The following is a 26,619-nucleotide window of genomic DNA, read 5'->3' as shown; positions in this document are numbered from 1 at the left end:
GCCTTTTCGGACCGCGCAAGTCACGAACGGTAACCACTCTCTACCGATACGAAAGCCGAATACGACCGATTCACTTCGGCTCGGCGCACTCGCCGGCCACCTCGACGCTCTCCGGGGTGACCCGGACCGTCCCGTCGAACAGTGCGCAGGTGTCGACGTTCCAGGCGAGTTGCCCGCGTCAGTCCTCGCCGAAGACAGTCACCTCGTGTCGGCCGGCCGACCCGACCGTCACCTGGGCGCTCCGGGCGACGCCGCTGTCGATCCGGTTGGACGCCTCCTCGTGCGTCGTCCCCTCGTCGTCGACGACCTCGACGTCTACGGACACCGGGCCGTCGCGGTCGTTCTGGACGGTGAGGTCGAGGTCGCCGTTCTCCTCGTTGCCCACGAAACCGGTGCAACCGGTCAGGGACGCGGTCGTGGCGACGCCGAGGAAGTGCCGTCGGTTCATACCGCGCAGTCGAACGTCCGCCCGATAAAACCACTCGCGCAGCGGTCGGCTACAGCGCGTCCGCGAAGTCGTACCAGCCCGCCTCGCGGCCGGCGAGCCACTCGGCGGCGTCGACGGCGCCGGCGGCGAACACCCGCCGCGACTCGGCGCGGTGGGTCAGCGTCACGACCTCGTCGTTGCCCGCGAGCATGACCTCGTGTTCGCCGCGGACGTTGCCCGCCCGGCGGACGTGGACGCCGACCTCGGACTCATCGCGCAGGTGCTCGCCTTCGCGGCCGTGGGTGCGGTCGAGACTCTCTTCCCGCGCCTCGTCGACCACATCCAAGATGGTGTTCGCAGTGCCGCTCGGGGCGTCCCGCTTGCCGTTGTGGTGGGTCTCCGTGAGCTCGACGTCGTACCCCGGCAGCGCCTCGACGCCGGCCTCGACGACCTGCAGCAGCGCCTGCACGCCGCGGGCGAAGTTCGAGGCCTTCAGGACTGGCACCGACTCGCTGGCTTCTCGAAGCGTGGACATCCCCTGCTCGTCGAACCCGGTCGTCCCGACGACGTAGGGGACGCCGGCCTCGGCGGCGAGCGCCGCGTGCTCGCGGCTGGCGTCGGGGACCGTGAAGTCGATGGCGGCGTCGGCCCCCTCCAGCACCTCGGCGAGGTCGTCGCTGGGGTGGACGTCGACGCTCTCGATCGTGGCCGCCTCGGTGGCGACGCCGACGACGTCGTGGCCGCGGTCGCTCGCCTCCGCGACGATTTCGCCGCCGGTCCGGCCCGTCGCGCCGATGACGACCAGCCTCATTCCAGGTCGGCGAGGACCTCGCGCAGTCGCTCGCGGTTCTCATCGGTCATCGGGTTGAGCGGCGACCGCATCGTCGAGGAGTGGACGCCCCGGATCTCCATGGCCTCGTTGATCGGGATGGGGTTGGACTCGACGAACAGCGTCCGGAATAGGTCGCCCATCTCGTACTGCAGTTCGCGTGCGCGGTCGAAGTCGTTCTCCAGGGCCGCGCCGACGAGCGCCACCGTCCGCTCGGGCTCGACGTTCGCCGCCACGGAGATGCAGCCGGTGCCGCCCTGCGCGATGACCGGCAGTGTCAGCGCGTCGTCGCCGGAGAGCACCGAGAAGTTCTCCTCGCGGGTCCGCTCGACGACCTCGTTGATGCGGTTGAGGTCGCCGCTGGCGGCCTTGTAGCCGACGACGTTGTCGTGTTCGGCCAGCGAGACCGCGGTCTCGACGGCGATGTTCCGGCCCGTCCGGCTCGGGACGTTGTAGACGATCTGCGGCAGGTCGACCTCGTCGGCGATCTGCCGGAAGTGGTGCTCCATGCCCTCGGGTTGGGGGCGGTTGTAGTACGGCGAGATGAGCAGCAGGCCGTCGGCGCCCGCGTCAGCGGAGCGCCGCGAGAGGTCCAGCGCCTCGCGGGTGTTGTTCGAGCCGCTGCCGGCGATCACCGGGACGTCGTCGACGGCGTCGACGACCGTCTCGACGACCTCGATGTGCTCGTCGTGGGTCATCGTCGCCGACTCGCCGGTGGTGCCGACCGGGACGACGCCGTCGACGCCGGCGTCCTCGAGCCGCTGGGCGTGGTTCCGCAGGGTGTCGTGGTCGATGCTCTCGTCGTCGTGGAAGGGCGTCGTCATCGCGGGGAAGACGCCCGTGAACGTGTCGTGTGTCATTGCTGTGGGATTCGGTGGGTCGCTGCGTTCGGGGGCTGTGCGTCCGGTGTCGACCTGCGACGGGGGCGCCACGCCCGCCGGAGATCGGCCTACGGACGTTTGCCTTTCGGAGAAGCGGGCCCGTCGACGTGCTCGCGGGTGTGCGTTCCCGGCCGACCGTCGAGCACGTGACGTCGCATATCTGTGCAGGTGTCGCGAACCGACTTAGGCGTTTTGAGTCGCGCGAGTCGCGCCGGGTCAGGCCGTCGCCGAGGCTCGCGGGGCGGTCCACGAACCCACTCTTCGGAGGACCGATCGGTGCGGTAAGGGGAACTTAGCGCCCGGACGCCGCCACCGGCCGACCGAGAGCGGAACCCTTGTTATCGGCCGCCCCCGTGTACCGGCAATGAGTCTCGCCGCCTCGCCCGCCGTCAAGCGGCTCGCCGACTGGGACGCCGACCGCCTGGAGCGGCTCGCCGCCGAGCACGGCACGCCGCTGTACGTGATGGACCACGACCGGATCCGCGAGAACTTCGCGCGGTTCGACGCGGCCTTCGACTTCGCCCACGTCATGTACGCGGCGAAGGCCAACACCGGCCGCGCGGTCGTCCGGACGCTGTACGACGCGGGCGCGGACGTCGAGTGCGCCGCGGCGGGGGAACTCCACCGCGCATTGGAGGCCGGCGTTGCTCCCGAGGACCTCCAGTACACCGCGGTCAACCCGCCGGACGGCGACCTCGACTACGCGGTCGACCTCTGGGAGGACACCCCGGAGCTGACGATCACGGCGGGCGCGGAGATGACGCTGGACCGCCTCGAGGCCCGCGGGTTCGACGGGCGGCTGGCGCTGCGGGTCAACCCCGGCATCGGGACCGGCCACCACGAGAAGGTCGCGACGGGCAAGGACGCGAAGTTCGGGCTGCCGTACGATGCGGTCCCCGACGTGGTCGCGGACGCGAGAGAGCGCTTCGACTTCGTCGGGCTGCACGCCCACGTCGGCAGCGGCGTCCTCTCGGGGGACCTCGACGACCACCGGCGGGCCCTCCAGAAGGTCGCCGACCTTGCCGAGCGGGTGGGCGACCTGGAGTTCCTCGACCTCGGCGGCGGGTTCGGCGTCCCCTACCGCCCGGAGGAGCCGCCGCTGGACATCGAGGCGGCGGCGGAGATGGTCCGGGAGGTGACCGCGGACGTCGACGCGACCATCGCCCTGGAGCCGGGGCGGTACCTCGTCGCCGACGCCGGCGCGCTGCTGACCCGGGTCAACACGGTCAAGGAGACCCCGGAGACCCGCGTCGTCGGCGTCGACGCCGGGCTGACGGCGATGATCCGGCCGGCGATGTTCGACTCCTACCACCACATCCGGAACGTGACGGGCGGGGACCGCGAGCCGGTCGCGTCGAGCGTCGGCGGGCCGCTGTGTACGAGCGCGGACGTGTTCTGTACGGACCGGCCGATCCCGCGACCGGAGGCCGAGGACCTGCTGGCGATCGGCAACGTCGGCGCCTACGGGATCAACCTCGCCAGCCAGTTCCACTCCCAGCCCAGGCCGGCGGAGGTCGCCCTCGAGGGCGACGACGAGCGCGTGACGCGGCGACGGGAGACCTTCGACGACCTGACGAGACTGGAAGACGAGGCTCCCGGTAGTGGGGAGTAGGCGAGGTCAGTCGCCCCGCCCGATGGAGACGGTCCCGTCGCCGGCGATGCACACCTCGCGACCCTCGTAGGTGAACTGAAGTTCGGAACTCGGGAGCACTCCCTCTTCGGTCATGAAGCCGCACACCAGGTCGGGATCGATGGCGTTCCCGAGCGGCTCGAGGTCGAGCGCGTCGGTCTCCAACTCCTCGGCGATGCGAGCGACGACCCTGTCGATCACCACGTCGTCCTGGGCGCTCATTGGGTTACGATTCCGGTCTACGACGTAGAGGTATATCATAGTACGACACGGTACAACCCATCAACATCACCGTACCGGGGCCGTCGAATCCGACCGGGGGTGCTCCGGGAAGGTTACCGGCCGGTAACCACGGGTTTTCGGGAGCGTAACGTTTGTAAGCTTCGAACAAATGAAAACTAACGTTTTCTGATGCACCTAGGCAATATATATCTATACGACACGCCGAAATAAGTTCGGGAGAGTCAGATGGCCTCGAAACTCGAAGCTGTCGACTCCCTGATGGAGCTGGGGATGACGGAGTACGAGGCGCGGTGTTTCGTGGCGCTCACCCAGCTCTCCGAGGGGACGGCCAAGGAAGTGAGCCGGATCGCCGACGTGCCCCAGTCGCGAGTCTACGACATCGCGGACGAACTCCACCAGATGGGCGTCGTCGACGTCCAGGAGTCGGAGCCACGGAAGTATCGCGTCTTGCCGGTCCAGCGGGCCCTCGAGCGCCTGCAGCGGGAGTACGACGCCGCACTCGAGACCGCGGCCGACCGCCTCGAGAGCCTCGAAACCAGAAGCACCAGCCCGGAGGGCGTCTGGGAGATCGCCGACCAGCGGGACATCCTCGATCGCCTCCAGACGCACTTCGAGGCCGCGAGCAAGGAGATATTCCTCCTGGTCGCCGCGGAGCAACTCCTTGACGAGGCCGTCCTCGAGACGCTGCGCGAAGCTTCCGGCCGGGGCGTCTCCATCTACGTGGCCGTCCCGAACGACGACACGGAGGAGACCGTCCTCGACGCCGTCCCGGACGCGGCCGTCTCGGTGACCGACCTCCCCCTCCAGTCGCTGGCGGTCGAGGGTCGCCAGCCGGGCCGGCTGGCCCTCGTCGACCGGGAGACGGTCGTCCTCAGTTCGCTCCAGGAGGGGCTCGTCCCCGGCGAGAGCGAGGAGACCGGGCTGTGGGGGACCGGCGCCGGTCACGGGCTGGTCGTCTGGCTCCGGCCGATACTCGAGACCCACCTGGAACACGAGGAGTTCGCCTCGCCCTGAGATGACATCCCTCCGTTACTCCCGCCGCCGTCGGCGGCCGAAGGAAACTCCGAGCAACGGGATAGAAGGCTTAACACCGGACCTACCGTGCGTTCATTGATGGCAAGCGACAACGTGGCCGGCGAACGGTCGACCGGCGACGGAGCCGACGAGGAGCTGCCACCGGGCGTTGTCTTCGACGTCCTCGCCGACGAGCGGAACCGCCTCGTCCTCCACCTGCTGCGGGCCCGCGGCGGGACGACCGCCGTGGACGAACTCGCCGCCCGGCTGGTCGAGTACGACGCCGAGACCGGCCGGAATCTGCTGCCCACCGAGTCCGAGCGGGGCGTGGCCTCCTACCTCCACCTCGTGGTCGTGCCGACGCTCGCAGAGCACGGGCTGGTGACGTACGACCGGCGGGACCGCGCGGTCACCTTCGCCGCCGGAGCAGAAGAGCTCGAGGCGTACCTCGAGTTCGCCAGGGAGCGAGAACCCCCGCGGATCGCGCGGTTCGTGGCGGACGCCAGGCGGACGGAGGAGTAGCCCCTACAGTTCGTCGACGAGGTCGGACCCGACCCCGGTGTACCCCTCGGGGGTCAGCGCGTGGAGCTCCTCGCGGACCGACTCGTCGACGTCGAGGTCGTCGAACAGCTCGCGGAAGTCCTCCATCGTGGCGCGCTGGCCGCGGGTGAGCGCCTTGATGCGCTCGTAGGCCTCGGTGTCGCCCTCCCGCCGGAGGATGGTCTGGACGGCCTCGCCGACGACCTCGGGGTTGGCCGCCAGCTCCTCCCGCATGACGGCCTCGTTCGGCGTCACCTTCGAGAGCCCCGCGGCGGCCTTCTGGTAGCCGATGAGACAGTGGGCGAACGCCGCGCCGATGTTGCGCTTGACCGTCGAGTCCGAGAGGTCCCGCTGGAGCCGCGAGGTCGTAATGTAGTCGGCGAGGAACGTCAGGTCCGAGTTGGCCTTCGTGAGGTTCCCCTCGCTGTTCTCGAAGTCGATGGGGTTGACCTTGTGCGGCATCGTCGAGGAGCCGGTCTCGCCCTCGACGGTCTCCTGGCCGAGGTAGCGGTCGGAGACGTACAGCCACATGTCGAGGTCGAGGTCCCGGAGGACGTTGTTGACGCCGCGGAGCGCGTCGAACAGCGCCGCGAGGTCGTCGCAGGGGTTCACCTGCGTCGTCAGCGGCTCGTGGTCGAGGCCGAGCGAGTCGACGAACGACTCGGAGAACGCCGGCCAGTCGACGTCCGGGTAGGCGGCGTGGTGGGCGGCGTAGGTCCCGGACGCGCCGGCGAGCTTCCCGGAGAGGTCGTCGGCCGCCGCCTCGACGCGGCCGAGCGTCCGGCCGAGCCGCGAGGCGTAGACGGCCAGCTCCTTGCCGTAGGTCGTGGGAGTCGCCGGCTGGCCGTGCGTGCGCGCCAGCATCGGCACGTCGCGGTGCTCGCGGGCCTCGTCGGCCAGCGTATCGCGGAGTTCCCGTATCGCGGGGGCCAGGACGTCCTCGACGGCCGGCTTCACCAGCAGCCGGTGGGCGAGGTTGTTGACGTCCTCGCTGGTCAGCCCGAAGTGGACCCAGGGCCCCTGGGCGTCCTCGTCGGGCAGGTGCATCCGGACGAAGTACTCGACGGCCTTCACGTCGTGGTTGGTCGCTGTGTACTCCTCGTAGCCCTCCGTCTCGAGGCGCTTGATCACGTCGGCGTCCTCGGCGTCGAACGCCTCGTAGAGGTCCCGGAGGTCCGTGCGGGTCGCCCCGTCCAGCTCTAGCGGCGTCGCCTCGAGGTCGGCGAGCGCCAGCAGGTACTCCACCTCGACGCGCACGCGAGCGCGCATCAGCGCCGCCTCGCTGGCGTACTCCGCGAGCGGTTCCGTGTAGCGTGCGTAGCGGCCGTCGAGCGGGGAGACGGCGTACAGGGGGCCCCGGTCGGTCATACCCGGTGATGGGACGAGCCGTCGAAAAAGGGTGTCGAAAGGCCGGTTCCGGCCTTTCGTCCTCCGAGCCGGACGGGGCGGCCGATTGGTTTTTGCCGCGAGGGTGTGGACTCCCGGCCGTGCGACTCCTCGCGCTCGGCGACTCCTACACGATCGGGACGGGGGTCCCCCCGGAGGACCGGTGGGTGGACCGCCTCGTCGAGCGGCTGCGAAACGACGGCGTCGACGCCGACGCCCCCCAGATCGTGGCCGCCGACGGCTGGACGACCGGCCGACTCGCCGCGGCCGTCGAGCGCCGGTCGCTGGAGCCGCCGTTCGACCTGGTGACACTGTTGGTCGGCGCCAACGACGCCTACCAGGGCCGGCCCGTCGAGGCGTTCCGGACGAACTTCGTCGCGATGCTCGAACGGGCCGTCGAGTTCGCCGGCGGCGACCCGGCGGACGTCGTCGTCGTCACGATTCCGGATTACTCGGTCACCCCCTACTGCGAAACCGAGGGCTGCGAGGACCACGACGAGCGACTCGCGGCGTACGACCGCGCCGTCCGGGAGGAGGCCGACGCCGCCGGGACGCGGCTGGTCGACGTCGTGGACGTCTCGCGGGCCGTCGCCGCCGACCCGTCGCTCGTCGCGGCGGACGGCCTGCATCCGGCGCCCGAACAACACCGCCGCTGGATGGAGGAAGTCTACCCCGTCGCCCGGGCCGTGCTGGACAGGTGAACGCTCCCCGCGGCCGTCGGTTGCCTGCGGATACCCAACGGATCACCACGGATCGATGGCGTGTTTCTTCGGCGGCCAGGACTCCTCGCTGGGTTCGTCGTAGCGGTCGAGCGCTCGCTTCACCCACCCGTAGGTCTCGGCGGGTTCGATGACGGCGTCCATGCCGACGCCCTCGACCGACCGGATGGCGTCGGTGCGGTCCTTGTAGCGCTCGACGAGTTCGCGGCGCTTCGCCTGGGGGTCGTCGGCCGCCTCGATCTCGCGGCCGTGGACGACGTCGACGGCGCCCTCGATGCCCATCGCGGCGACCTCGGCGGTGGGCCACACCGCCGTGAGGACGTTCCGGACGGACTCGCCGCCGCCCATCGCGACGTGGCCGAACCCGTAGCCGCGCCGCAGGACGACGTTGACGATGGGGACGGTCGCGCGGTTGAGTGCGAACGGGAGCTTGCCGGCTGCCCGGGCGACGCCGTCCCGCTCGGAGTCCGGACCTGGCAGGATGCCGGGGACGTCCTCCAGCATCAGGACGGGCAGCCCGAAGGCGTCGCAGAGGGAGGCGAACCGGGCGGCGGCCGTCGAGGCGTCGGCGTCGATGGTGCCCGCCATCACCCGGGGATTGTTGGCGATGACGCCGATCGGGCGTCCGCCGACCCGGGCGAACCCGGTGACGACGTTCCGCGCGAACGCCGGTTTGAGCTCGAAGAAGCTCTCCGCGTCTGTGACGCCCTCGACGACGGCGTAGATGTCGTAGCCCTTCTTGGGGTCCGCGGGCATCACGTCGACCAGCCGCTCTCGAACCGACTCGCCTGGCGGGGCGGGCTCGACGGTCGGCGGGTCGCGGCGGGCGTTGCGCGGCAGGTACGACAGGAACTCGCGGATGCCGTCCAGGCAGGCCTCGTCGTCCTCGTAGGCGCGGTCGGCCATCCCCGTCTCGCCGGTGTGGAACTGCGCGCCGCCGAGTTCCTCCTTCGAGAGGTCGACGCCGAGGGCGGCCTCCACGAGCGAGGGGCCGGCGACCCCGAGCGTCGAACCCTCGACCATCGGCACGAAGTCGGCCATCGCCGAGAAGTTCGTCGGCGCCGCGAACCCGGGGCCCATCATCGCCGAGACGATCGGCACCCACCCCGAGCACTTCGTCTGGGTCCGGAAGATGCCGCCGTCGCCCTGCGCGGTCGGGCGGGCGTCGAGGCCTTCCTGGATGCGGTGGCCGCCGCCGTCGTGCAGCAGGACGAGCGGGAAGCCGCGCTGGAGCGCCAGCTCCATGACGCGCTTCAGCTTCTGGCCGCCGGTGTGACCGATGGAGCCGCCCTTGACGGTGAAGTCCGTCGCCGCGACGGCGACCGGCCTGCCGTCGACGTCTCCCACGCCGGCCACGACGCCGTCGGCCGGTGCGTCATCCCGGTCCCAGTCGGCCGTCTCGGGGGTAGTCGGCGCCGGCGCCGCGAGCTGTCCGATCTCGTCGAAGTCCGTACAGAGGTGGTCGACCCGCTCGCGCGCGGTGAGCTTCCCCTGTTCGTGCTGCTTCTCGACCGCCTCGGAGCGGCCCTCGTCGGAGACCGACCGCTTGGCTTCCCTGACCTCCTCCACGAGGTCGTCGATATCCGTCATGTGCCACCACTCGTCCCGATAGTTGTTAACATTGTTCGTCAGGAATCGGATACGGCCTGGGTTCGTTAACTGGCGTAGAATAAACAGAAACGTGTATAGAATATCGGATTAGGATTCCTGTACTGAGGGATGTAGGCACATTCGTGCACATATACGGTCTCGCAACCGCAACTACTTTGCCGGCGCGGCGGCGCACCTCGCGTATGAACATCGCCGGTATGGCCTCGAACCGCGGCCGGAACCTGCTGCACCTCGCCGACGTCCAACCGGGCGGCGCGGAGTTCGCCGTCGTGCTCGCGAACGAGGAGGGCGCGCCGGTCCTCGAGGGCGCCGCCGAGCGCGGCATCCCGACCGAGGTCGTCCCCAAGGCCGACGACGAGACGCGCGAGGAACACGAACGCCGCGTCCTCCAGCGACTCGAGGGCTACGACGTCGACCTCGTCTGCCTAGACGGGTACATGCGCATCCTCTCACCGAGACGTTCCTGGGCGAGGCGCCGACGACGATCAACGTCCACCCGTCGCTCCTCCCCTCGTTCCCCGGGATGGACGCCCACGAACAGGTCCTCGAGGCGGGGGTCTCGGTCACGGGCTGTACCGTCCACGTCGTCGACGAGACCGTCGACGGCGGCCCCATCGTCACCCAGGAGCCGGTCCCGGTCTACGACGGCGACGACGCCACGGATCTCAAGGAGCGGGTCCTCTACGAGGCCGAGTTCGCGGCCTATCCGCGGGCGGTGAAGTGGTTCGCCGAGGACCGTGTCTCCGTCGAGGGCGGCGACGTCGCCGTCGACGGCGACGACGGTGGCCAGTTCCCAGCCCGCCGCCTCGCCTCTGACGACCGCGGCCGGGAGCTCCGCTACGGCGAGAACCCCCACCAGGACGCCGCGGTCTACCTCGACGGCGCCTGCGAGGAGGCCAGCGTCGTCCACACCGACCAGCTGAACGAGGGGGCGAAGGCGCTCTCCTACAACAACTACAACGACGCCGACGGCGCGCTGAACCTGATTAAGGAGTTCGACGAACCCGCGGCGGCGGTCATCAAGCACACCAACCCCGCGGGGTGTGCGACGGCCGACGACCTCGTCGACGCGTACGACCGCGCGCTCGCGACGGACCCGATGAGCGCCTTCGGCGGCATCGTCGCGCTCAACCGCGAGTGCGACGCCGCCACCGCCGAGGCCATCACCGACTCGTTCAAGGAGGTCGTCGTCGCGCCGGGCTACACCGACGCCGCCCTCGACGTCCTCTTCGAGAAGGACAACCTCCGCGTACTGGACGTGGGCGAACTCGACGACCCCTCCGAACCGCTCACCGAGTCGCACCTCGTCGGCGGCCGACTCGTCCAGGAGCGGGACCTCCAGGCGCTGACCGCCGACGACCTCGAGTTCCCCACGGAGCGCGAGCCCACCGACGAGCAGGTCGAGACGATGCTGTTCGCCTGGCAGACCATCAAGCACGTCAAGTCCAACGCCATCCTCTTCGCGAAGGGCACCGAGACCGTCGGCGTCGGGATGGGCCAGGTCTCACGCGTCGACGCGGTCAGACTCGCCGCGATGAAGGCCGACGAGCACGCGGAGGGGAAGGACGCCGACGGTGCCGTCATGGCCTCCGACGCCTTCTTCCCGTTCCCCGACGGCATCGAGGAGGCCGCCGACGCCGGCGTCGAGGCCGTCATCCAACCAGGGGGCTCGGTCAACGACGAGGACGTCGTCGAGGCCGCCGACGAACATGGCATCGCGATGGCGTTCACCGGACAGCGCGCCTTCAAGCACTGACGGCCGGGCGAGACCTTTTATCCGAAGACGCGGCCAGGCGGCCCGTGTTCTGGCCGGTCGCCGGTCGGCGCCTCGCGGGTGCGCGGTGCAGCGCCGACCGGGAACGTTCGCCCCGCCTGTTCGCCACAGGTCCGATCGCCGTCCACGACACTCGTACCGTCGGTCTACTCGCCGCTTCCGGCCTGGCCGGTCTCACCCAGCCGGTCCTCGTACTTCGCCAGAGATGTCAGCAAGGCCGCCTCGGCGTCGACGTCCAGTTCCTCACAGAGCGCCAGCAGCGCGAACAGCGCGTCGCCCAGTTCGTCCTCGGCGACCGCGACCGAGCCGGGGTCGTCGCCGTATCCTGTCGAGGTGCAGACCTCCTTGGCCACCTCGCCGAGTTCGGAGACCGCGTCCAGCAGTCGGTAGGCTGCCGGCGCCTCCAGGTCATTCGTTCGCACGAAGTCCGCGACGGTCGATTGTTCGTCCATGTCGGCCAGCGCGAGCCGCACCCCTATAAGCGTCCGTCGTGTGAAAGGCCGTCCATGGAGGTACTGGGGGACGTGATTGCCCGCGACCGCCGTTCCGACGCGCCGGCACTCGACGTGCTCTCGGCCGGTCGGTGCTACGACTACCGGCGGTTCTGTACGAGCGCCTGGAAGGTCGGGAACTTCCTCCGGCACCTCGGCGTCCGCGGCGGCGCGGGCGTCGACGTCGCCGACGATCCGCTCCCCGAACCGGTGCTGGCGTTCTACGGCGCCGCCCTCCTGGGCGGTGTCGTCCGGTTCGAACCCGGGTCCCCGGTGGCGGACGACGTTCGCGCTCTCGTTGTTCCCCAGGCCGAACTGGACAGTCACGACGTCGGGCCATCGACGAAGCGAGTCGTCTACGGCGAGGCGCCGGAGGACCCGTCCGTCTCGTACTTCGAACGCGACGTCTGGAGCGAGAACCCCACGGAGCCCCCGGACCTCGTTTCACCCGACGATCCGTTGCTCCGGACGGCGGAATCGACGTACAGTCACGGCGAGGTGCTCGATGCAGCGGCTGGAGCCGTCGACTTCCTGTCGCTAGCGGAGGGGACCCGAGTTGCGGTCGAGGGCTCGTTCACGGACCCTGACACCGTGGCGGCCGGCCTCGTTGCCCCGTTGCTCGCGAAGGGTACCGTGCAACTCGGCACTGGTGAGGATACGGAGCTGGTAGTCGGCGGTCCTCGAAGTGCACTCGAAGACGAGTGTCTACTGCGTGCGTGATCGGAATCTGCGGCCGAAACGACGCCGGTAGGGTCATCCTACCGGCGGATTTCGACTATCTCGACCGATGTTGGGCCAGTATAGCCAACCGACGGTAGGGGAGAATCGGATACCTGGAACACGACAAGACGGAGTGCGCCAGCGATGACTGGCCTCGAAACACTGACTCTGAAAATCTCGACGTGATCAGGGCGATCGTCTGGAGAGGGGAATTCGAAGGCAGGTCGCTCGAATGCTCCCGCACTAGATGCGGGGCTATCGGGTCGGGTGCAGCAGGAGAGACGCCGGTCGCGTTGCCTCGTGTGGCCGGGCTACTTACCGCGTCGAGTGTCGCCGACTGTGCGACAGCGGTGTCACCGTTCGTCGAGGAGGTCGCAGACGAGGTCGGCCTCGGAGACGATGAAGGTGGCTCGATCCTTGTCCTCGTCGCGGTTCGAGAGGAAGACGACGTGCTCGGCGCCGCAGCGGTTCGTTGTCACGACCTCCCACTCGTCGATGTCCTCGTGCGGTTCGTCGAGCCACTCCGGCGGGGTGCTGTCCATGATACTACACCACCCCGGTTGCGGCGTCGACGGTCCGTCCGACCGTCGTGGTCGTTAGTGATTGTGCTGTTGCGGGCATCCCCACTTCCCCGCTGGGTCGACGACCGACCCGCATCCGCGCCTGCCTATCGTGATGGCGTCTTGCCATAGCCGGATTAAGGACATATTACACACAAGAGTGTAATGGCTGATTACAGATATTCACGTGAGAATGGATATTTTTACATTCTATTTGGATGGGGATGGGTGTGGGATGGATGTGCCTAGTAGCGAGTCGCATCCCAGCTAGGTGCCGGAACGGTAGGTGCGCCATACCGAATCTAGCACTCAATATCCAAACGAAAGTGCTTCATCGGGACTGAAACCGACCGTTCCAGCGTGCCGTAACGCTGCCCGAGTCACGGTAAGGTCACCTTACAGGCGGATTTTAGGACGTGACTGAGGAAGAGATGCTATCGGCAGGTCGTGGGAGAAAGGTCGATCGACGGTCGCCGCAGGCGATCAGGTCGTCAGGTCCTGCGAGACGATCTCCTCCCAGACCATCTCGCCTTTCTCGGTGAGGGCGTAGAGTCGCCCCTTCTGCTGGTCCTCGGGGACGATGAGCTCGATGATTTCGCGATCCTCGAGGCGGCGGAGTGCACGGGAGATGTGCGTGATTCCGAGGCCCGATTCGTCGGCGATGGTCGTCGGCGTCGCCGGACCCGACGAGAGGTTCCGGAGGACCGCGACCCGGTATTTGGAGCTGATAACGTAGCCGATAGCATCCCAGTCTGTTGACATAGTGCGATTTGGTTGGAGTTGCGTCGTTTGCTCGATCGGTGCTAGCTGGTCGATGAATCCGCTCGTGGCCTGAACGAGCCGTCGCGTCGGTTCGAGGGGTGGGGAGCTGCCGCACTCCAGGGGACTGAACCGGGAAGCGATGCACTCATCCTGCGGCTGTAATTCCCGCTGGTCGACAGGTGAGTGTTCTGTCCCGTTGACTGCGCTTTGTTGGTCGTTTGGTTCATCATCCTGGGTCCCTCCAGTGGTTCGACCGACCATCGACCGTGGCGGATTCGTTCGATTGATGTCGTCGCGTCGCCTCGTTTCGTGTCCTAACCGACGACGGGAAGGGAGTTAAGAAGCCAGTGAGTAACTGGTGATGAGCGGGTTATAACCTGATTCCTGGCTAGCAGGGCTGTAATAGCTGAAATCAACGGAATAAGGGCCGAAAGAACCCACCTAAGTCCGCCATAATCGCCCAATTTCACCTTCTATCGCGACCATCGGAGGTCGGCAGGATTCGAGCGACTCTCGTACCCCCTCACTCGTCGCGGCCGTTCTTCTCCCGGTTGGTCACGGCGTCGGTCGCCATCCCGCCGAGGAGCCCCACGACGCCGAGAAGCGCGATACGGAGCCGTTCGGGCCGTCGACCCGCGGCGGCTCCCACGAAGCCGGCGACGGTTGCGACGGCGCCGCCCAGGAAGAGACCCGAGCGGAGCTGCTCGCCCGCGGTGTCGCGCTTGACGGCCAGCCGCCAGACGAACATCCTGAGCAGCATCGAGGAGACCCGCGGGATGTACTCGGGGTAGCTGATGGAGCTCTCCTCGTCGCCGTAGGTGAGCCGCATGGGGACGTCGAGGATCCGCATGTCGTTGGCGCTCAGGCGGACGATGAGGTCGTTGCAGTAGCCGTAGAACTCGTACATCTCATCGATATCGACGGCCTCGAGCGCCTCGTGGGAGATGGCGGTGTACCCGCTCTGGGGGTCGCTGACTGTCCAGTACCCGCTGGCGATCTTCGTCAGGAGGGTGAGGAGGTGGTTGCCGACGTAGCGGAACCGCGGCATCTCCTGGTGGTGTTCCTCACGGATGAGCCGGTTGCTCTTCGAGTAGTCGGCTCGGCCCTCGACGACCGGGTCGAGGATCCGATCCAGGTCGTCGGGGTCCATCTGGCCGTCGCCGCCCATCACGGCGGTGACGTCGATGCCGTCGTCGCGCGCCCGGAGGTAGCCGGTCTTGATGGCGCCGCCGACGCCGCGGTTCTCCTCGTGTTGGATGGGGACGACGAACTCCCCTTCGGCGCCGCCGTCGGTGACCGCTGCCTCCTGGGTTCGCTCCTTGGCTTCCTGGATCTCCTCCCAGGTGCCGTCGGTCGAGCAGTCGTCGACGACGTAGACGCGGTCGACGAACGACGGCATGGTCTCGATGACCTCCCCCACGAACCCCTCCTCGTTGTATGCGGGCACTACGACACCGATTGTGTTGCCTTCGTACATGGTGGACAGTCGAGCCGGAACGGTGGCCCGTTGGCTCAGGCCACCCACCTCGAGGGCATTGTTATTCGCTGGCTTCGTGGTCCCTCGCGAAACTCGGGGACGCCGGCGCGAATGACAGTCGGTAGCGGTCGACGAGTCCACGCTCGATCGACCGTTCGGTGGTTATCGGGACCGCCTCGTCGGCTCCAACAGGGATTCGTGATCAGAATGGGCTATCGGCGGACACAGCCCGTTTTACATCGGAGACGTACCCGCGCTCGCGATGGACGAATCGCGTCTCGTATCCGGTCACGTACGCGCGTAACGACGCTCTGAGGAGATAGCTCGTAGGAATCAGTTGCAAGTGGGCGAGTCGGTGCGTATCGAGGTTCTCCGACCCTTGGCCGTCAGATGACCGTCTCCAGGTCGACGAACGACCCCTCCTTCGCGGAGATCCAGGTCGTCATCCGTTCCGCCCCGGAGACGCCGTTCGGATAGATCGTGCACTCGTCGGGCCCGTCCTCGTACTCCACGACGGTCGCCCGCAAGTGCATCGTCGCCCCCCGCACACCGTGGTTGCCTGTCACACGCATCGTTCCAGGTTAGCAGGGGACAGATACCAGGATAGTTATTACCCCTATACCTCTGTCGAATAAACTCGCAAGCGGCGGAAAGAGGCGTTTACCGGTGGTCGAGAGGGTTCGGTCCGACGGCGGGTGATGCTGTTCGATACTATCCAGAACGAACCGATTCGGTGATAGTGGCTCTCTGGTGATTCCCCCTGACTCGCTCGACTGACGTCCCGGAGTTGCTGTGAACGTGCCGATGGACGTCTCGAAGACTGACCGACGGCGACCGCGGCCGTATCGAGCAGTGCGCCGAACGACCCGCTTACGGGCGGCCGGAGCTACGGCTGTCGAGCGAGGTGGACGCCGACGAGACGGGACGTCCCCTCAATCCACGAGCTCCCGGTTCCTGATCTCGTTCCAGAGCTGTTCGCCCCGTTCGGTGATCCCGTAGACGCGGCCCTTCCGACGGTCCTCGTCGACGAGCAGCTCGACGAGCGAGCGCTCTCGGAGCTGACTGAGGGCGTGGGACACCGACGCGATGCTGATGTCCTCGTCCTCGGATATCTTCGACGGCGTCGCGGGGCTCTCCACGAGCCGCCGCATCACCGCCACGCGGTACTTCGAGCTGATTATGAATCCGATCTCGTCCCAGTCGTCACTCATCGAATCCCTCCCGGATTGCCGGTTGTGCATGATTTCGGTTCATTCAGATTCCTATGGGTATCGACCCGTTACCTCGTGCTGACCAGTAGTGCAGTACGCTTACGACCACGAACAGCAGGATCACGACGATCCCGACGAGCAGGCTGTCCACTGCGTCGACGAACAGCGCCGCGACGTAGCCGAGCAGCCCGACGGCGGACAGCGCCAGGTAGTACCTGGGCCAGTCCTCGTCCGGCTGTGACGGCGACAGGTACGACGTGATCATCCGGGCGTCGCCGTTCAGCTCGACGATGCCCTCCTCGGAGTCGTAGTCGACGGCACCTGCCTTCGCGAGCTTCGGCACGTGCGTCTGGTACAGCGACACGTACGTCCGCTTGCGCTGCTGGGAGTCGACATCGTCGACCGGGATGTCGTTCTCCATGGCGGCGACGTGCGTCGCGAGTTCGCCGATGCTGACCGGCCCGGTGGCCTCCTGTAGGTACTGGAGGGCGAGCCTTCGGCGGGCGTTACTTAGCAGGTCGAATGCTGTGTCCTGCGAGAGCGTGCTTGAATTGTTCGACATTCGGTGTGTCCCGTCATCTCGTTTCCGACAGCCGTGCTACCAGAATCGACCACATGACTGTACTTTGTTACAAAGGCGTTATCGGGAGCCGGAGGGTTCCTATTGGGTTGCTTACGCTCAAGTAGTGGCGCGTAACTAGTGAGTGGTCCCCTGGCTGTTTCACGGGCGAGTACGGTGGTCGTTCGAGATTTAGGACGGTTATAACGAACGAATTGTCGGATGAGAAAGAACACGATGCGATCGTCATCGCCGCCGCCGTCATCCAGATTCGAGACGGGTACCGAGATGGAATCTCCGGTTGCTGACGGACCAAGCGGACTCTCCGGTGGAGGCGGTGGTCGCCGGTCCGTGCCCGGTGCCAGCGGGGTCTGCCGACAGCCTTACGCGTCGGACGACCTTCTCTTCGACTGATGCTTCCCTGGGAACACGCGGCCGTCGGGTACCTGCTGTACTCGCTGCTGGTCCACTTCGGCTGGCAACGGCGGCCCTCGGGGCTTCCGGTGATCGTCCTCGGAATCGCGACGGTGCTCCCGGACCTGATCGACAAACCGCTCGGCTGGTGGCTCGGCTGGTTGCCGAGCATCGGGCTCGGCCACTCACTGTTCTTCGCCGTGCCCGCGGTACTGTTGGTGTGGGCGCTCGCGGGCGGTCGGTACGCCCTGCCGCTCGGCGTCGGCCTCGGAACCCACCTGCTCGGCGACGTCTTCTACAAGGCCGTGGTCGCCGGCCGCTTCGAGTACGAGTTCATGTTCTGGCCCCTGGTCGATCAGCCGGCCTCCGAGCCGGCGGGGCTGTTCTCCCAGATCGAGTACTGGATCGCGGAGTACGCCCGCTTCCTCGCGAGTCCGGAAGGGATGACCTATCTCGGCTTCGAACTGGCGCTGCTCGGCGCCGCCCTGGTGGTCTGGATATACGACGGATTCCCGGGTCTCGCGCCCGGCTCCTTCCGGCGCGGCCCTCGTACAACGGGTGATTACTGACCGAAATCGGTCGGTACTCCACACAAGCGCTACATAACAAAGCCGCAAACCAGCCTCCACCCGACAACGATGCCGTGCCGACGGCACACGATATTATGACTCGAGCATACGAACTTGCACGAACCGGAGTGAGTGGGGGGCTCCACCGATGACCCGGATTTCCATCGCGGACCCCGACGTCGGGGCCGCCGAGATCGACCGCGTGGCCGACGTGATGGAGGAGGGCCCCATCGCCGACGGGCCGGCGGTCCGGGACTTCGAGTCCGAGTTCGCCGACTACTGCGGTGCCGACGAGGCCGTCGCGACGTCCAACGGGACGACCGCCCTCCACGCGGCCCTCGTCGCAGCCGGGATCGAACCCGGGGACCGGGTCCTGACGACGCCGTTCACCTTCATCGCCAGCGCGAACTCCATCCGGCTGGCCGGCGCCGAACCGGTCTTCGCCGACATCGACCCCGTCACCTACAACCTCGACCCCGCGGCAGTCGAGGAGCGACTCAGAGCGGACGCCGACGTCGACGCCATCCTGGCGGTTCACCTCTACGGGCTCCCGGCGCCGATGTCGGAGCTGGCCGACCTGGCCGAGACCCACGACGTCACGCTAATCGAGGACGCCGCCCAGGCCCACGGGGCGACCATCGACGACCGGCACGTGGGCACCTTCGGCGACGCGGCGACGTTCTCCTTCTACCCGACGAAGAACATGACCACCGCGGAGGGCGGCATGGTCACGACGAACGACGGGGAACTCGCCGACCGCGTCCGGTCGTTCATCAACCACGGGCGGACCCAGGAGGGTGGCACCTCCTACGCGCACGCCCGCGTGGGGCACAACTTCCGGATGACGAGCATCGCGGCCGCCATCGGGTCGGTCCAGCTCGAGAAGCTCCCCGACTACGTCGAGGCGCGGCGCCGGAACGCCGAACGGCTGACCGCGGCCGTCGAGGACGTTCCCGCCATCGACCCGCCGGTCGAACCCGAGGGCTACCGCCACAGCTACCACCAGTACACCGTCCGCTGTGAGGACCGCAGCGCCCTCGAGGCCCACCTCGACGACGCCGGCGTCGACACCGCCGTCTACTACCCGACGCCGGTCCACGAGCAGCCGCCGTACTCGGACCTCGAGGGGTCGTACCCCCACGCCGAGCGCGCGAGCGAGGAGGTCCTCTCCCTGCCCGTCCACCCCCAGCTCGAGGACTCGGAGGTCGACCGGATCGTCGAGGCGCTCGAGGTGTTCGAGCAGTGATAAACGCCGGCGTCATCGGCGTCGGGAGCATGGGCCAACACCACGCCCGCGTCTACCGCGAACTCCCAGGGGTCGACCTCGTCGGCGTCTACGACGTCGACCACGACCAGGCGATGGCGGTCGCGGAGGAACACGGGACGAAACCCCTCTCGCTGGACGGGCTCGTCGAGACCGCCGACGTGGTCTCCATCGTCGTCCCGACTGCCTTCCACAAGGAGATGGCCGAGCGGGCCATCGAGTCGGGGACCGACATCCTGATCGAGAAGCCGCTGGCCCCGACGTCGGAGGCCGCCCGCGAGATCGTCGACGCCGCCGACGAAGCCGACGTGACCTTACAGGTCGGCCACATCGAGCGGTTCAACCCGGCGGTCCAGGCCGTCTCGGAGTTCGCCGACGAACTCGACCCGATCGCCCTCGAGGCCCAGCGGCAGGGCCCGCCGGTGGACCGCGACGGCGACGACGACGTCGTGATGGACCTGATGGTCCACGACATCGACGTCGCCTGCGCGCTGCTCGACGGCGAGGTCACGGCCATCGAGGCGACCGGCACCGCCGGCGGCGACTACGTCACGGCGTCGCTGACGTTCGACGACCACGTCGTCGCGACGATGACCGCCAGCCGCGTCACCGCCAAGAAGCTGCGGAACATGGCGGTGACGGCCGACGACTGCCGCGTCGACGTCGACTACACCTCCCAGGACGTGACGATCACCCGCCGGACGGAACCCGAGTACGTCGCCGCCGACGACGGCCTCCGCTTCCGCAGCGAGACGCTCGTCGAGCAGCCCACCGTCAACAACGGCGAACCGCTGAAGGAAGAGCTCTCCTCGTTCGTCGAGAGCGTCCGGGAGGACACCGAGCCCGAAGTCACCGGCGAGGACGGCCGACGTGTCATCGAACTCGCCGAGCGGGTCCGACGCGAGCTCGACAACGAACTCGTCCACTGATCGGCTCTCCCGCTCGTCGTCCTACTGCGCTCCCACTCGCCAGGTCCGGGCTCGTCCAGTTTCTTCTGTCCGGTCGAGACGTCGGTCGGGTGGTTAGGGTCCGGTCGAGTCCCGGTTTCGGCTCCGACTCTGCTTGCGAGAGTAGATCCCCGCCCCGAATGAGGCTGCGCCGACCGCCCCGCCGAGGAGTCCGGTCAGCCAAACGCCGACCAGTTCCGCGAGGGCGAGGATGTACCCGATACCTATCAGGAGCAACACGAGGTACTGCCGCTGCTCGATCCGGCGGAGCCGGCGGTGGAGGGCTGGCTCGCCCATAGCAGATCCCACCGGCCGACGGTCTGGAAAATCATTCGCCACGACGAGGTCTCACGTCGTCGCAGTCGCGCCCTCACGTCCGCTTCCTGACGAAGTGCCCGATGCCCTGCAGGAACGGCATGGGGTCGTCGAACTTGAGGACGTCGAAGTTGGGGGTCTGCAGGCAGGAGGAGGCGATGGTGCCGACCGTCCCCGCGACCGACGGCCGGTCGACGATGGGCGAGTCGTCGGAGACGACGCTCAGCAGGTGCTGGAACTCGCCGTACAGCAGGTGGGAGCCGACGCCGGTCTCGTAGCCGTCCTCGATCAGCTCGGCCTGGTCGGTCGCCAGGTACCAGTAGTCGAGGGGGAAGTCGGCGCCGGCCTCGACCGCCAGCGGCAGCGACTGCCAGAGCCGCGGGTTGATCTCCGTCAGGACGTACTCGCCCGTCTCGGCGTCCTTCATGTACTCGATGCAGGCGAGCCCGTGGTAGTCCATGTGGTCGAGCAGCTTGCGTCCGACCGCCTCGAGCTCCGGGTCGTCGATGGACTCGCGGTAGACGCCGCCGCCGCCTCGGTAGGAGTCGCCGCGGACCTGACGGTGCTGGAACGTCGTGAGCGCCTCCCCGTGGTCGTACAGCGCCCCGAAGAGGTACTCGTCTGAGGAGTCGACGAACTCCTGGACGATGGGGTCGTGCTGCATCGACTCCTGGATGGCCTCGACGTCGGGGCGGTCGCCGGCTTCGACGTGCTCGATCGACTTGACCGTCAGGACGTCCCGCGGCGACAGCGACGGCAGGTACTCGTCGACGAGCAGGTTGTACCGCGACTTGACGATCCGCTGTTCGCCCCAGTCGTCGACCTCCGAGAGGAGGCGCGTCTCCGGGGCGGGGACGCCCGCCGCCTCGGCGGTCTCGACGAGCTTCAGGCGGTCCTGGACCGTCCGGAGCGTCTCCATCGGCGGCGTGACGAGCGAGACGTAGGGCTCGAACTCGTCGGCGTACTTCGCGAACACGTAGGGATCCTGCGGGCGCAGCGGGAGGACGGTCTTCACGTCGGGCCGCGCCGCGATCCCGAGCAACGCGTCCCGGTAGGCCACCAGGTCTTCGTGCGGCGACGGGATGCGGACGAACTCCTCGCAGAACCGCGAGGCGGCGGCCGGTACGTCGGTGTACTCCGAGGCGACGACCGGATTTACCCCCTCGGCCGCCAGCGAGCGGACGCTCGTGTAACTCCCCGCGTCGAACCCCGTCGGTATCAGTGCGGACTGCTCCTCGGCATCGTCCATAGGTCGTGGTCTCAATCTCGACGGATTAGTATTCCCGGGCTACCGCGCGGAACCGTCGGAAGGGACCGGGATGGCCGGCCCTATCTCGGTGTTGGCGGTCTCGTCACTCGCTCCGGCGTCGGACCAGCAGGACGGCACCCGCGGCCGCGAGCAGCGCCGTCACGGGCCCGAACCCGGCGCCGTCCCCGACGACGCCCGGGTCGTCGTCGGTCTCGCTCGTCTCGCTATCGGTCTCGTTCGCGCCGGTGTCGGTCCCGTTCGCGGTTTCGGAGGGGGTGTCGGTCTCGGTGGCCGACCGCTCCGGGTCGCCGTCGGTCCCCTCCGGAGTTCCGACCGAGACAGCCGGTTCGTCGGTCGTCTGGTCGGTGTCTCCGTCGCTCCCCTTCGAGTCCTCGTCGGACGTCCCGGAGTCGCTTCCGGATCCGTCCGAATCGTCCGACTCCTGGGAGTCGTCCGAGGTTCCGGAGTCACCGCCGCCGGGGTCTCCCGCTCCCCGGTCTTGCTCGGGTTCCTCGACGATCACGGTGACCGTCTCGGACGCCGTCCCACCGTCTGCGCCGTCGACGGTGAGCGTGACCTCGTATTCGCCGGGCGAGTCGAAGGTGTGGGTCTCGGTGGGGCTTCCGTCCTCGACGGTGGTGCCGTCGCCGAAGTCCCAACCGTAGCTGTCGACGTCGCCCTCGGAGTCGCTGGCGTCGAAGGTGACCTCGTCCCCGGGTTCGACTGTCTGCTCGCTCGCTGTGACCGACGCCTCGAGGGGGGCGTCACCGTCACCGCCCGAGTCAGCCACCACTTCGATGGTCGTCGTGGCTTCGTCCTGACCGTACTCGTCGGTCACCGTGACCCCGAGTTCGTAGGTCCCCGGCTCCTCGAAGACGATTTCGCGGGTCGCCTCCTCGGTGGTGCCCTCGTGGGAACCTTCGACGGTCCAGCCGTACTCGGGACTTCCGTTCGACGCCGAGTCGCTGGCGTCCAGTGTCACCGAGTCGCCCGTGGCGGCGGTGTCCGGGGCGCTGAGCCAGGCGGTCGGCCCTGCAGGCCCCGGATCGGTCACGTTGACCGTCCGGGTGGCCTGGCTGTACCCGCCGGAGCTATCGTAGGCGGTGACCTGGACCTCGTAGTTGCGGGGCGTGTCGTACGTGTGGGTCTCGGTGGGGCTTCCGTCCTCGATCGTGGTGCCGTCGCCGAAGTCCCACTCGTAGCGGTCGACGTCGCCCTCGGAGTCGCTGGCGTCGAAGGTGATCTCGTCACCGGTAGTGGCGTTCTCCGGTGCGCTCAGAGAGGCGTTGGGTTTCGCGGGGTCGTCGGGGCCACAGGTGCCCGCGCGGATCGTCACCTGTTGCTCCATGCTTCCGAGCGCTTCCTTGTCGGTCGGGTCCGCCGAGCGGACGACCTTCCAGTCGTGGACCCAGCCAGAGTACTCCGGGCTGCCGCCGTACCGTTCGTTGGCCCGGTCGTTGAACGCCGGCTCTATCCGGACTGGCGCGTCGTCGGCGAGGCCGCGGTAGGCGCCGCCGTCGGTCCGGCCCTGGCCCCACAGCCAGGTGATCTCGCTGGAATTCTCGCTGTGGACGTATTCGTCGTCCTGATCCGCGTACTCGTCGTAGTCGTCGTCCTCGACGGCCCAGCTGTCGCCGGGGTCGATGCCGGTGACCGTGAACGTCGCGGAGCTCCCGCGGGTGTCCCTCTCGTCGCCGTCCTGCGTCAGGCGTTCGTGGACGACGACGAGGCTCGTCCCCTCGGCGCCCTCGTAGATCATGAGCACGCTGGTGTTGTGCTCCTGGTACTCGATGGTGCCGTGGGAGCTGTAGTCGTTCGCGGTCGGTTCGGTGTACGGGCTCCGGTAGTCGTAGAACTCCTCGACGGTCTGGTCGCGGTTCGTGATCGGGTCGACCTCGACGCACTGGTCGCCCTGTTCGACGACGTACGTGTCACTCTCCTGGGCCGCGGCCGTCGGCGCGAAGGCCACCAGCCCAACGGACAGAAGGGACAGTACGACCACGCACGCAACCACGCGCGGGCGAGGGGTTGTAACTGTCATCTCTCGGCCCCCCGCCTGGGCGGCGCTGTCGAGGGCACTGCGGACCACCGTCTCGCGTCACCGCTGGTGCGAGACGTCAGGGCGGATCGGTTGGAAGGCATCACCCGTTGCACGTCGACAGATACACTTTGTTATAGGTACGGCTACCAGACGCCGCGACAGTGAAAACGCCGAAAACGGCGCAAATACATCTGAAAGGACGTTTCCGACCGGTATCGTCTCGATAGCACGAGCTCTGTGGCGGGGTAGTAGTACTCTACTAGTCGATAGGGGGAGTTGATTCTAGATGTTTACCAGATGGGGGATGTGGGCGGTTATCGCTACCACCTCGGCAGGCCGCCGCTCATCGGAGGCGCTTGTAGACGTGCTTCAGCGTGTCCGTCGCCACCGACCCCTGTTCGAGTGTGTAGTGGGTCCGGACCCGGGGATTGAACTTCGCCTTGTAGCCGCAGAGCCGCTTGTCGTTCGCCCCGACGAGGTCCACCCGTTCGAGGCCGCGGTCCTTCGCCCGCTTGATGACCTCCCAGTCGATCAGGTCGGTCGCGGGCAGGTCGTCGTCGAGGTCGGCGACCGTCTGCCAGCCGTACAGCGTCTCGTCGTCCTCCAGGGTGATCTTCCCGCCGACGAAGCGCCCGTCGCGCTCGCAGACGTACGCCCGAGCTGTCCCGTCCGGGAGCGACCGGTAGAGGTCGCGGGCGAAGGCCTTCGTCACGTTGTAGGAGACGTCCTGCTCCTCGTGGCGGTGCTGGACACGGCTGACGATCTGCTCGACGTCCGCGGCGTCGCCCTCGTAGAGGTCGTACTCGAAGTCCTCGGACTTCCGGACGTTCTTCCGGACGTCGCTGCTGAACGACATGAACAGGTCGTCCTGGTCGGGAGAGAGGTCCACCTCGTAGGTGTACCGCGGCGTCGGGTCGAAGCCGTTCCAGATGAACGGCCGCGGGTCCTCGTAGCCGGTGCCGGACCGGACGTGGGAGTAGTGGGGTTCGATCTCGGACTCGACCTCCTCGACGACCGACTCGACGAACCGCCTGTGGCGTCGCTCGGCCTTCCGCTGCTTGGGGCTCGACCCGTTCAGTTGCGCGGGCCCGAGGTACGACACCTCCAGGTCCGGCGGCGGCGAGAACGCGACCCGCAGCGGCCACCGCTCCATCGCGTACACGGGGAACAGACCGACCGGTTCCTGGCCCTTGTACCCGACGTAGGGGTACAGCGTCGTCCCCGAGTGGTCGGCGATGACCTCCAGTGCCTCGTAGCGATGGAACGGCGTCGTCTGGTCGGAGCGGTCGACCAGCCGGTTCCACTCCTCGGAATCCAGCATCAGGGACGCGTCGATACTCATCGCTCCAGGTACCCCAGGTCCTCCAGCCGGTCCTCGACGGCTTCGTCCTCGGTCGTGACGTCGTCGCCCTCGTACTCGGGGTACGGCTCGGAGCCGACGTCGTCGACGACGGGCAACACCAGCCCGTCCATCCGGTCGGCCGCCGGAAGCCCGAAGGTTGCGAGGACGGTCGGTGCGACGTCGAAGATGTGTGCGCCCGCGAGGCTGGCGTCGTCGTCGACGTCCCCGGCGGCCGCGACGACGCCGTCGAGCTTGTGGTTCCACGGCTCGGACGGCGGGCCGAACTGCTCGTCGCGCAGCGACGCCGAGAGGTACTGGTCGAACTCGGACGGGACGACGACGATGTCGGGGGCTTCCTCGAGGTACGGTCCGTCGAAGACGTCCTCGCGACGGACGACGGACTCGAAGACGGGCTCGCCGTCGGGCGTGCGGACGGCCGACAGCGCGTCGACGAGTTCGGCGCGCACCGACTCGTACTCCGATTCGGGGACGACGCCCGCGGGCTCGCGGCCCTCGAGGTTGATGCGGACGCCCAGTTCGATCCTGTCGCGGACGTACGCGCGCGACTCCGCGAAGTCGACCTGTTCGCTGGCCGCGCGGATGGCGTCGGTCGGCGCGACCCGCACCGCGAGGTCCTCGAGGCCGAGGGCCTTCACGACCGTCTCGATGCGCTGGCTCGTGACGCCGACCTTCGCGGCCATCGACATCGTCCGCTCCAGCGCCGACGGGTCGGGCTGGCCGCCCTCCTCGCCGTCCTGCAGCCGGTTGCGAGCGATGCTCGACCACGAGGGCATGCCGCCCTCGCCGGCCGTCGTCGCGACGTCGCCGCGGTCACGCAGGAAGCTGTTCGCGCGGAACTCGTGGCCGTCGTAGGGGCCGATGCCGTGGTCGCTGACCAGCAGGACGACGTCGGGGTCGCAGGCCTCGAGGGTCGCCGCGATCTCCCGGTCGGCCGCCGCGTAGACCGCGTCGACGACCGCGTCGTTCTCCGGGTGCTCGTGGAAGGCGGTGTCGGTCTGCTGGAACTGGAGGAAGCCGAAGTCGGGGTCGAACTCGTCGGCGAGGTAGCGGAAGGCCTCGCCGCGCATCTCGACGAGCTCCTCGTAACCCTCGGCGATCTCCTCGTCGGTGTTCCGGTCGTCCGCGTCGTCGTAGACGCGGTACTCGCCGATCTCCGCCTCCAGTTCGTCGAGGAGCCCCTCGGGGTGGCAGGCCGGCTCCTCGGGGGCGACGTACCCGGGGACCAGCGCGCCGTCGAACTCCGAGGGCGGGTGGGTCACGGGCGTGTTGACGACCACGCTCGTGTAGCCGTGGTCGCTCAGGAGTTCCCAGACGGTGTGCTCTCTGACGTCGGTGTAGTTGACGACGTCCCAGTCGTAGCCTTCGAACCGGAGGAAGCCGAAGACGCCGTGCTTACCGGGATTGACGCCGGTGTAGATCGACGGCCAGGCGCTGGGGGTCCAGGGCGGGATCTGCGACTCGAGGTCCCCCGACACCCCCGAATGCAGGAGGTCCGTGATGGCGGGGACGACGTCCTCGCCGCGGTCGGCGAGCACGTCGAGCGACGCTCCGTCGATCCCGACGACGAGCGTCCGCATCCCCTCGAAATCTGTGGCGGGCATGTAGCGGACGGTCGGTGGTTCT

General features: G+C 67.9%; 26 protein-coding genes and 1 pseudogene. 9 read left to right on the top strand and 18 right to left on the bottom strand.

The genetic code is table 11. From position 1 onward, the window contains the following. Positions 1-178 precede the first annotated feature (178 nt). From HWV07_RS06600 to dapA, 3 genes are read right to left on the bottom strand one after another with little or no spacing between them, the layout of a single operon-like run. Positions 179-448, bottom strand: coding sequence for a hypothetical protein (locus HWV07_RS06600; protein ID WP_211694236.1), 270 nt, complete (start codon positions 446-448; stop codon positions 179-181). A 49-nt stretch (positions 449-497) separates the two neighbouring features. Next, entirely contained in the window at positions 498-1,238 is a 741-nt protein-coding gene (dapB, locus tag HWV07_RS06595; protein ID WP_178333541.1) for a 4-hydroxy-tetrahydrodipicolinate reductase, read from the bottom strand. After that, complete coding sequence (dapA, locus tag HWV07_RS06590; RefSeq protein ID WP_178333540.1) at positions 1,235-2,116, bottom strand: 4-hydroxy-tetrahydrodipicolinate synthase; 882 nt, start codon at positions 2,114-2,116, stop codon at positions 1,235-1,237. The genes dapB and dapA overlap by 4 nt, the downstream gene beginning before the upstream one ends. 385 nt (positions 2,117-2,501) lie before the next feature. Here dapA and lysA point away from each other — a divergent pair, with 385 nt between their 5' ends. Then, the gene (gene lysA, locus HWV07_RS06585) at positions 2,502-3,749 is read left to right on the top strand and encodes a diaminopimelate decarboxylase (RefSeq protein WP_178333539.1); all 1,248 of its coding nucleotides are present in this window, start codon (positions 2,502-2,504) and stop codon (positions 3,747-3,749) included. A gap of 6 nt (positions 3,750-3,755) precedes the next feature. Here lysA and HWV07_RS06580 read toward each other — a convergent pair whose 3' ends face one another. Next, positions 3,756-3,989, bottom strand: a complete 234-nt coding sequence (locus HWV07_RS06580) for a HalOD1 output domain-containing protein (protein WP_178333538.1) — start codon at positions 3,987-3,989, stop codon at positions 3,756-3,758. A gap of 246 nt (positions 3,990-4,235) precedes the next feature. Here HWV07_RS06580 and HWV07_RS06575 point away from each other — a divergent pair, with 246 nt between their 5' ends. Together HWV07_RS06575 and HWV07_RS06570 are read left to right on the top strand one after the other, a co-directional pair. Continuing rightward, positions 4,236-5,024 (top strand): TrmB family transcriptional regulator, encoded by a 789-nt coding sequence (locus tag HWV07_RS06575; protein ID WP_178333537.1) that lies wholly within the window; start codon positions 4,236-4,238, stop codon positions 5,022-5,024. Between the two features lie 99 nt (positions 5,025-5,123). Continuing rightward, positions 5,124-5,546, top strand: coding sequence for a DUF7344 domain-containing protein (locus tag HWV07_RS06570; protein ID WP_178333536.1), 423 nt, complete (start codon positions 5,124-5,126; stop codon positions 5,544-5,546). A gap of 3 nt (positions 5,547-5,549) precedes the next feature. Here HWV07_RS06570 and purB read toward each other — a convergent pair whose 3' ends face one another. After that, positions 5,550-6,932: an adenylosuccinate lyase gene (gene purB, locus HWV07_RS06565; protein WP_178333535.1), complete on the bottom strand. Its 1,383-nt coding sequence runs from the start codon at positions 6,930-6,932 to the stop codon at positions 5,550-5,552. Positions 6,933-7,051: 119 nt separating this feature from the next. Between purB and HWV07_RS06560 the strand changes: the two genes are divergently transcribed. Next, complete coding sequence (locus tag HWV07_RS06560; RefSeq protein WP_178333534.1) at positions 7,052-7,651, top strand: SGNH/GDSL hydrolase family protein; 600 nt, start codon at positions 7,052-7,054, stop codon at positions 7,649-7,651. A 42-nt stretch (positions 7,652-7,693) separates the two neighbouring features. Here the strand turns inward: HWV07_RS06560 and HWV07_RS06555 are convergent, their stop codons facing one another. After that, complete coding sequence (locus tag HWV07_RS06555) at positions 7,694-9,259, bottom strand: acyl-CoA carboxylase subunit beta (RefSeq protein ID WP_178333533.1); 1,566 nt, start codon at positions 9,257-9,259, stop codon at positions 7,694-7,696. 203 nt (positions 9,260-9,462) lie between these two features. Here HWV07_RS06555 and purH point away from each other — a divergent pair. After that, positions 9,463-11,036, top strand: a pseudogene (purH, locus tag HWV07_RS06550) (bifunctional phosphoribosylaminoimidazolecarboxamide formyltransferase/IMP cyclohydrolase). 164 nt (positions 11,037-11,200) lie between these two features. Here the strand turns inward: purH and HWV07_RS06545 are convergent. After that, entirely contained in the window at positions 11,201-11,506 is a 306-nt protein-coding gene (locus HWV07_RS06545) for a MazG nucleotide pyrophosphohydrolase domain-containing protein (protein WP_178333532.1), read from the bottom strand. 54 nt (positions 11,507-11,560) lie between these two features. Here HWV07_RS06545 and HWV07_RS06540 point away from each other — a divergent pair, with 54 nt between their 5' ends. Further along, complete coding sequence (locus HWV07_RS06540; RefSeq protein ID WP_178333531.1) at positions 11,561-12,265, top strand: acyl-CoA synthetase family protein; 705 nt, start codon at positions 11,561-11,563, stop codon at positions 12,263-12,265. 353 nt (positions 12,266-12,618) lie between these two features. Here HWV07_RS06540 and HWV07_RS06535 read toward each other — a convergent pair whose 3' ends face one another. From HWV07_RS06535 to HWV07_RS06510, 6 genes are all read right to left on the bottom strand, one after another. Beyond that, positions 12,619-12,807 (bottom strand): hypothetical protein, encoded by a 189-nt coding sequence (locus HWV07_RS06535; protein ID WP_178333530.1) that lies wholly within the window; start codon positions 12,805-12,807, stop codon positions 12,619-12,621. A gap of 501 nt (positions 12,808-13,308) precedes the next feature. After that, complete coding sequence (locus HWV07_RS06530) at positions 13,309-13,587, bottom strand: winged helix-turn-helix domain-containing protein (RefSeq protein WP_178333529.1); 279 nt, start codon at positions 13,585-13,587, stop codon at positions 13,309-13,311. Between the two features lie 523 nt (positions 13,588-14,110). Then, a complete protein-coding gene (locus HWV07_RS06525; RefSeq protein WP_178333528.1) occupies positions 14,111-15,064 on the bottom strand; it encodes a glycosyltransferase family 2 protein in 954 nt (317 codons plus the stop codon). Positions 15,065-15,450: 386 nt separating this feature from the next. After that, positions 15,451-15,630, bottom strand: coding sequence for a DUF7511 domain-containing protein (locus tag HWV07_RS06520; protein ID WP_246279844.1), 180 nt, complete (start codon positions 15,628-15,630; stop codon positions 15,451-15,453). 366 nt (positions 15,631-15,996) lie between these two features. Next, complete coding sequence (locus tag HWV07_RS06515; protein ID WP_178333526.1) at positions 15,997-16,275, bottom strand: winged helix-turn-helix domain-containing protein; 279 nt, start codon at positions 16,273-16,275, stop codon at positions 15,997-15,999. A 43-nt stretch (positions 16,276-16,318) separates the two neighbouring features. Then, the gene (locus HWV07_RS06510) at positions 16,319-16,837 is read right to left on the bottom strand and encodes a DUF7344 domain-containing protein (protein ID WP_178333525.1); all 519 of its coding nucleotides are present in this window, start codon (positions 16,835-16,837) and stop codon (positions 16,319-16,321) included. A gap of 410 nt (positions 16,838-17,247) precedes the next feature. Here HWV07_RS06510 and HWV07_RS06505 point away from each other — a divergent pair, with 410 nt between their 5' ends. From HWV07_RS06505 to HWV07_RS06495, 3 genes are all read left to right on the top strand, one after another. Next, positions 17,248-17,817: a metal-dependent hydrolase gene (locus tag HWV07_RS06505; protein ID WP_178333524.1), complete on the top strand. Its 570-nt coding sequence runs from the start codon at positions 17,248-17,250 to the stop codon at positions 17,815-17,817. Between the two features lie 148 nt (positions 17,818-17,965). Then, complete coding sequence (locus tag HWV07_RS06500; RefSeq protein WP_178333523.1) at positions 17,966-19,063, top strand: DegT/DnrJ/EryC1/StrS family aminotransferase; 1,098 nt, start codon at positions 17,966-17,968, stop codon at positions 19,061-19,063. Positions 19,064-19,092: 29 nt separating this feature from the next. Further along, entirely contained in the window at positions 19,093-20,010 is a 918-nt protein-coding gene (locus tag HWV07_RS06495) for a Gfo/Idh/MocA family protein (RefSeq protein WP_178336004.1), read from the top strand. Between the two features lie 93 nt (positions 20,011-20,103). On the opposite strand, the gene HWV07_RS06490 is transcribed toward HWV07_RS06495, so the two are convergent. The 5 genes from HWV07_RS06490 to HWV07_RS06470 all read right to left on the bottom strand — a co-directional run bounded on the left by HWV07_RS06490 (position 20,104) and on the right by HWV07_RS06470 (position 26,597). Beyond that, complete coding sequence (locus tag HWV07_RS06490) at positions 20,104-20,325, bottom strand: hypothetical protein (protein WP_178333522.1); 222 nt, start codon at positions 20,323-20,325, stop codon at positions 20,104-20,106. A 73-nt stretch (positions 20,326-20,398) separates the two neighbouring features. Next, the gene (locus tag HWV07_RS06485; protein WP_178333521.1) at positions 20,399-21,592 is read right to left on the bottom strand and encodes a carboxylate--amine ligase; all 1,194 of its coding nucleotides are present in this window, start codon (positions 21,590-21,592) and stop codon (positions 20,399-20,401) included. A 103-nt stretch (positions 21,593-21,695) separates the two neighbouring features. Continuing rightward, a complete protein-coding gene (locus HWV07_RS06480; protein WP_178333520.1) occupies positions 21,696-23,594 on the bottom strand; it encodes a PKD domain-containing protein in 1,899 nt (632 codons plus the stop codon). A 382-nt stretch (positions 23,595-23,976) separates the two neighbouring features. Further along, positions 23,977-24,975 carry a GNAT family N-acetyltransferase gene (locus tag HWV07_RS06475; protein WP_178333519.1) on the bottom strand — a complete coding sequence of 333 codons (999 nt, stop codon included), beginning with the start codon at positions 24,973-24,975 and terminating at the stop codon, positions 23,977-23,979. Next, positions 24,972-26,597, bottom strand: a complete 1,626-nt coding sequence (locus HWV07_RS06470) for an alkaline phosphatase family protein (protein WP_246279842.1) — start codon at positions 26,595-26,597, stop codon at positions 24,972-24,974. Before HWV07_RS06470 ends, HWV07_RS06475 begins: the two co-directional genes overlap by 4 nt. Between the last annotated feature and the right edge of the window lie 22 nt (positions 26,598-26,619).

Origin of the sequence: Natronomonas salina (assembly GCF_013391105.1) — an archaeon.
Lineage (GTDB): Archaea > Halobacteriota > Halobacteria > Halobacteriales > Haloarculaceae > Natronomonas > Natronomonas salina.
Note: the sequence above shows the minus strand (reverse complement) of the source record. Positions and strands in the feature narration are given on the sequence as shown.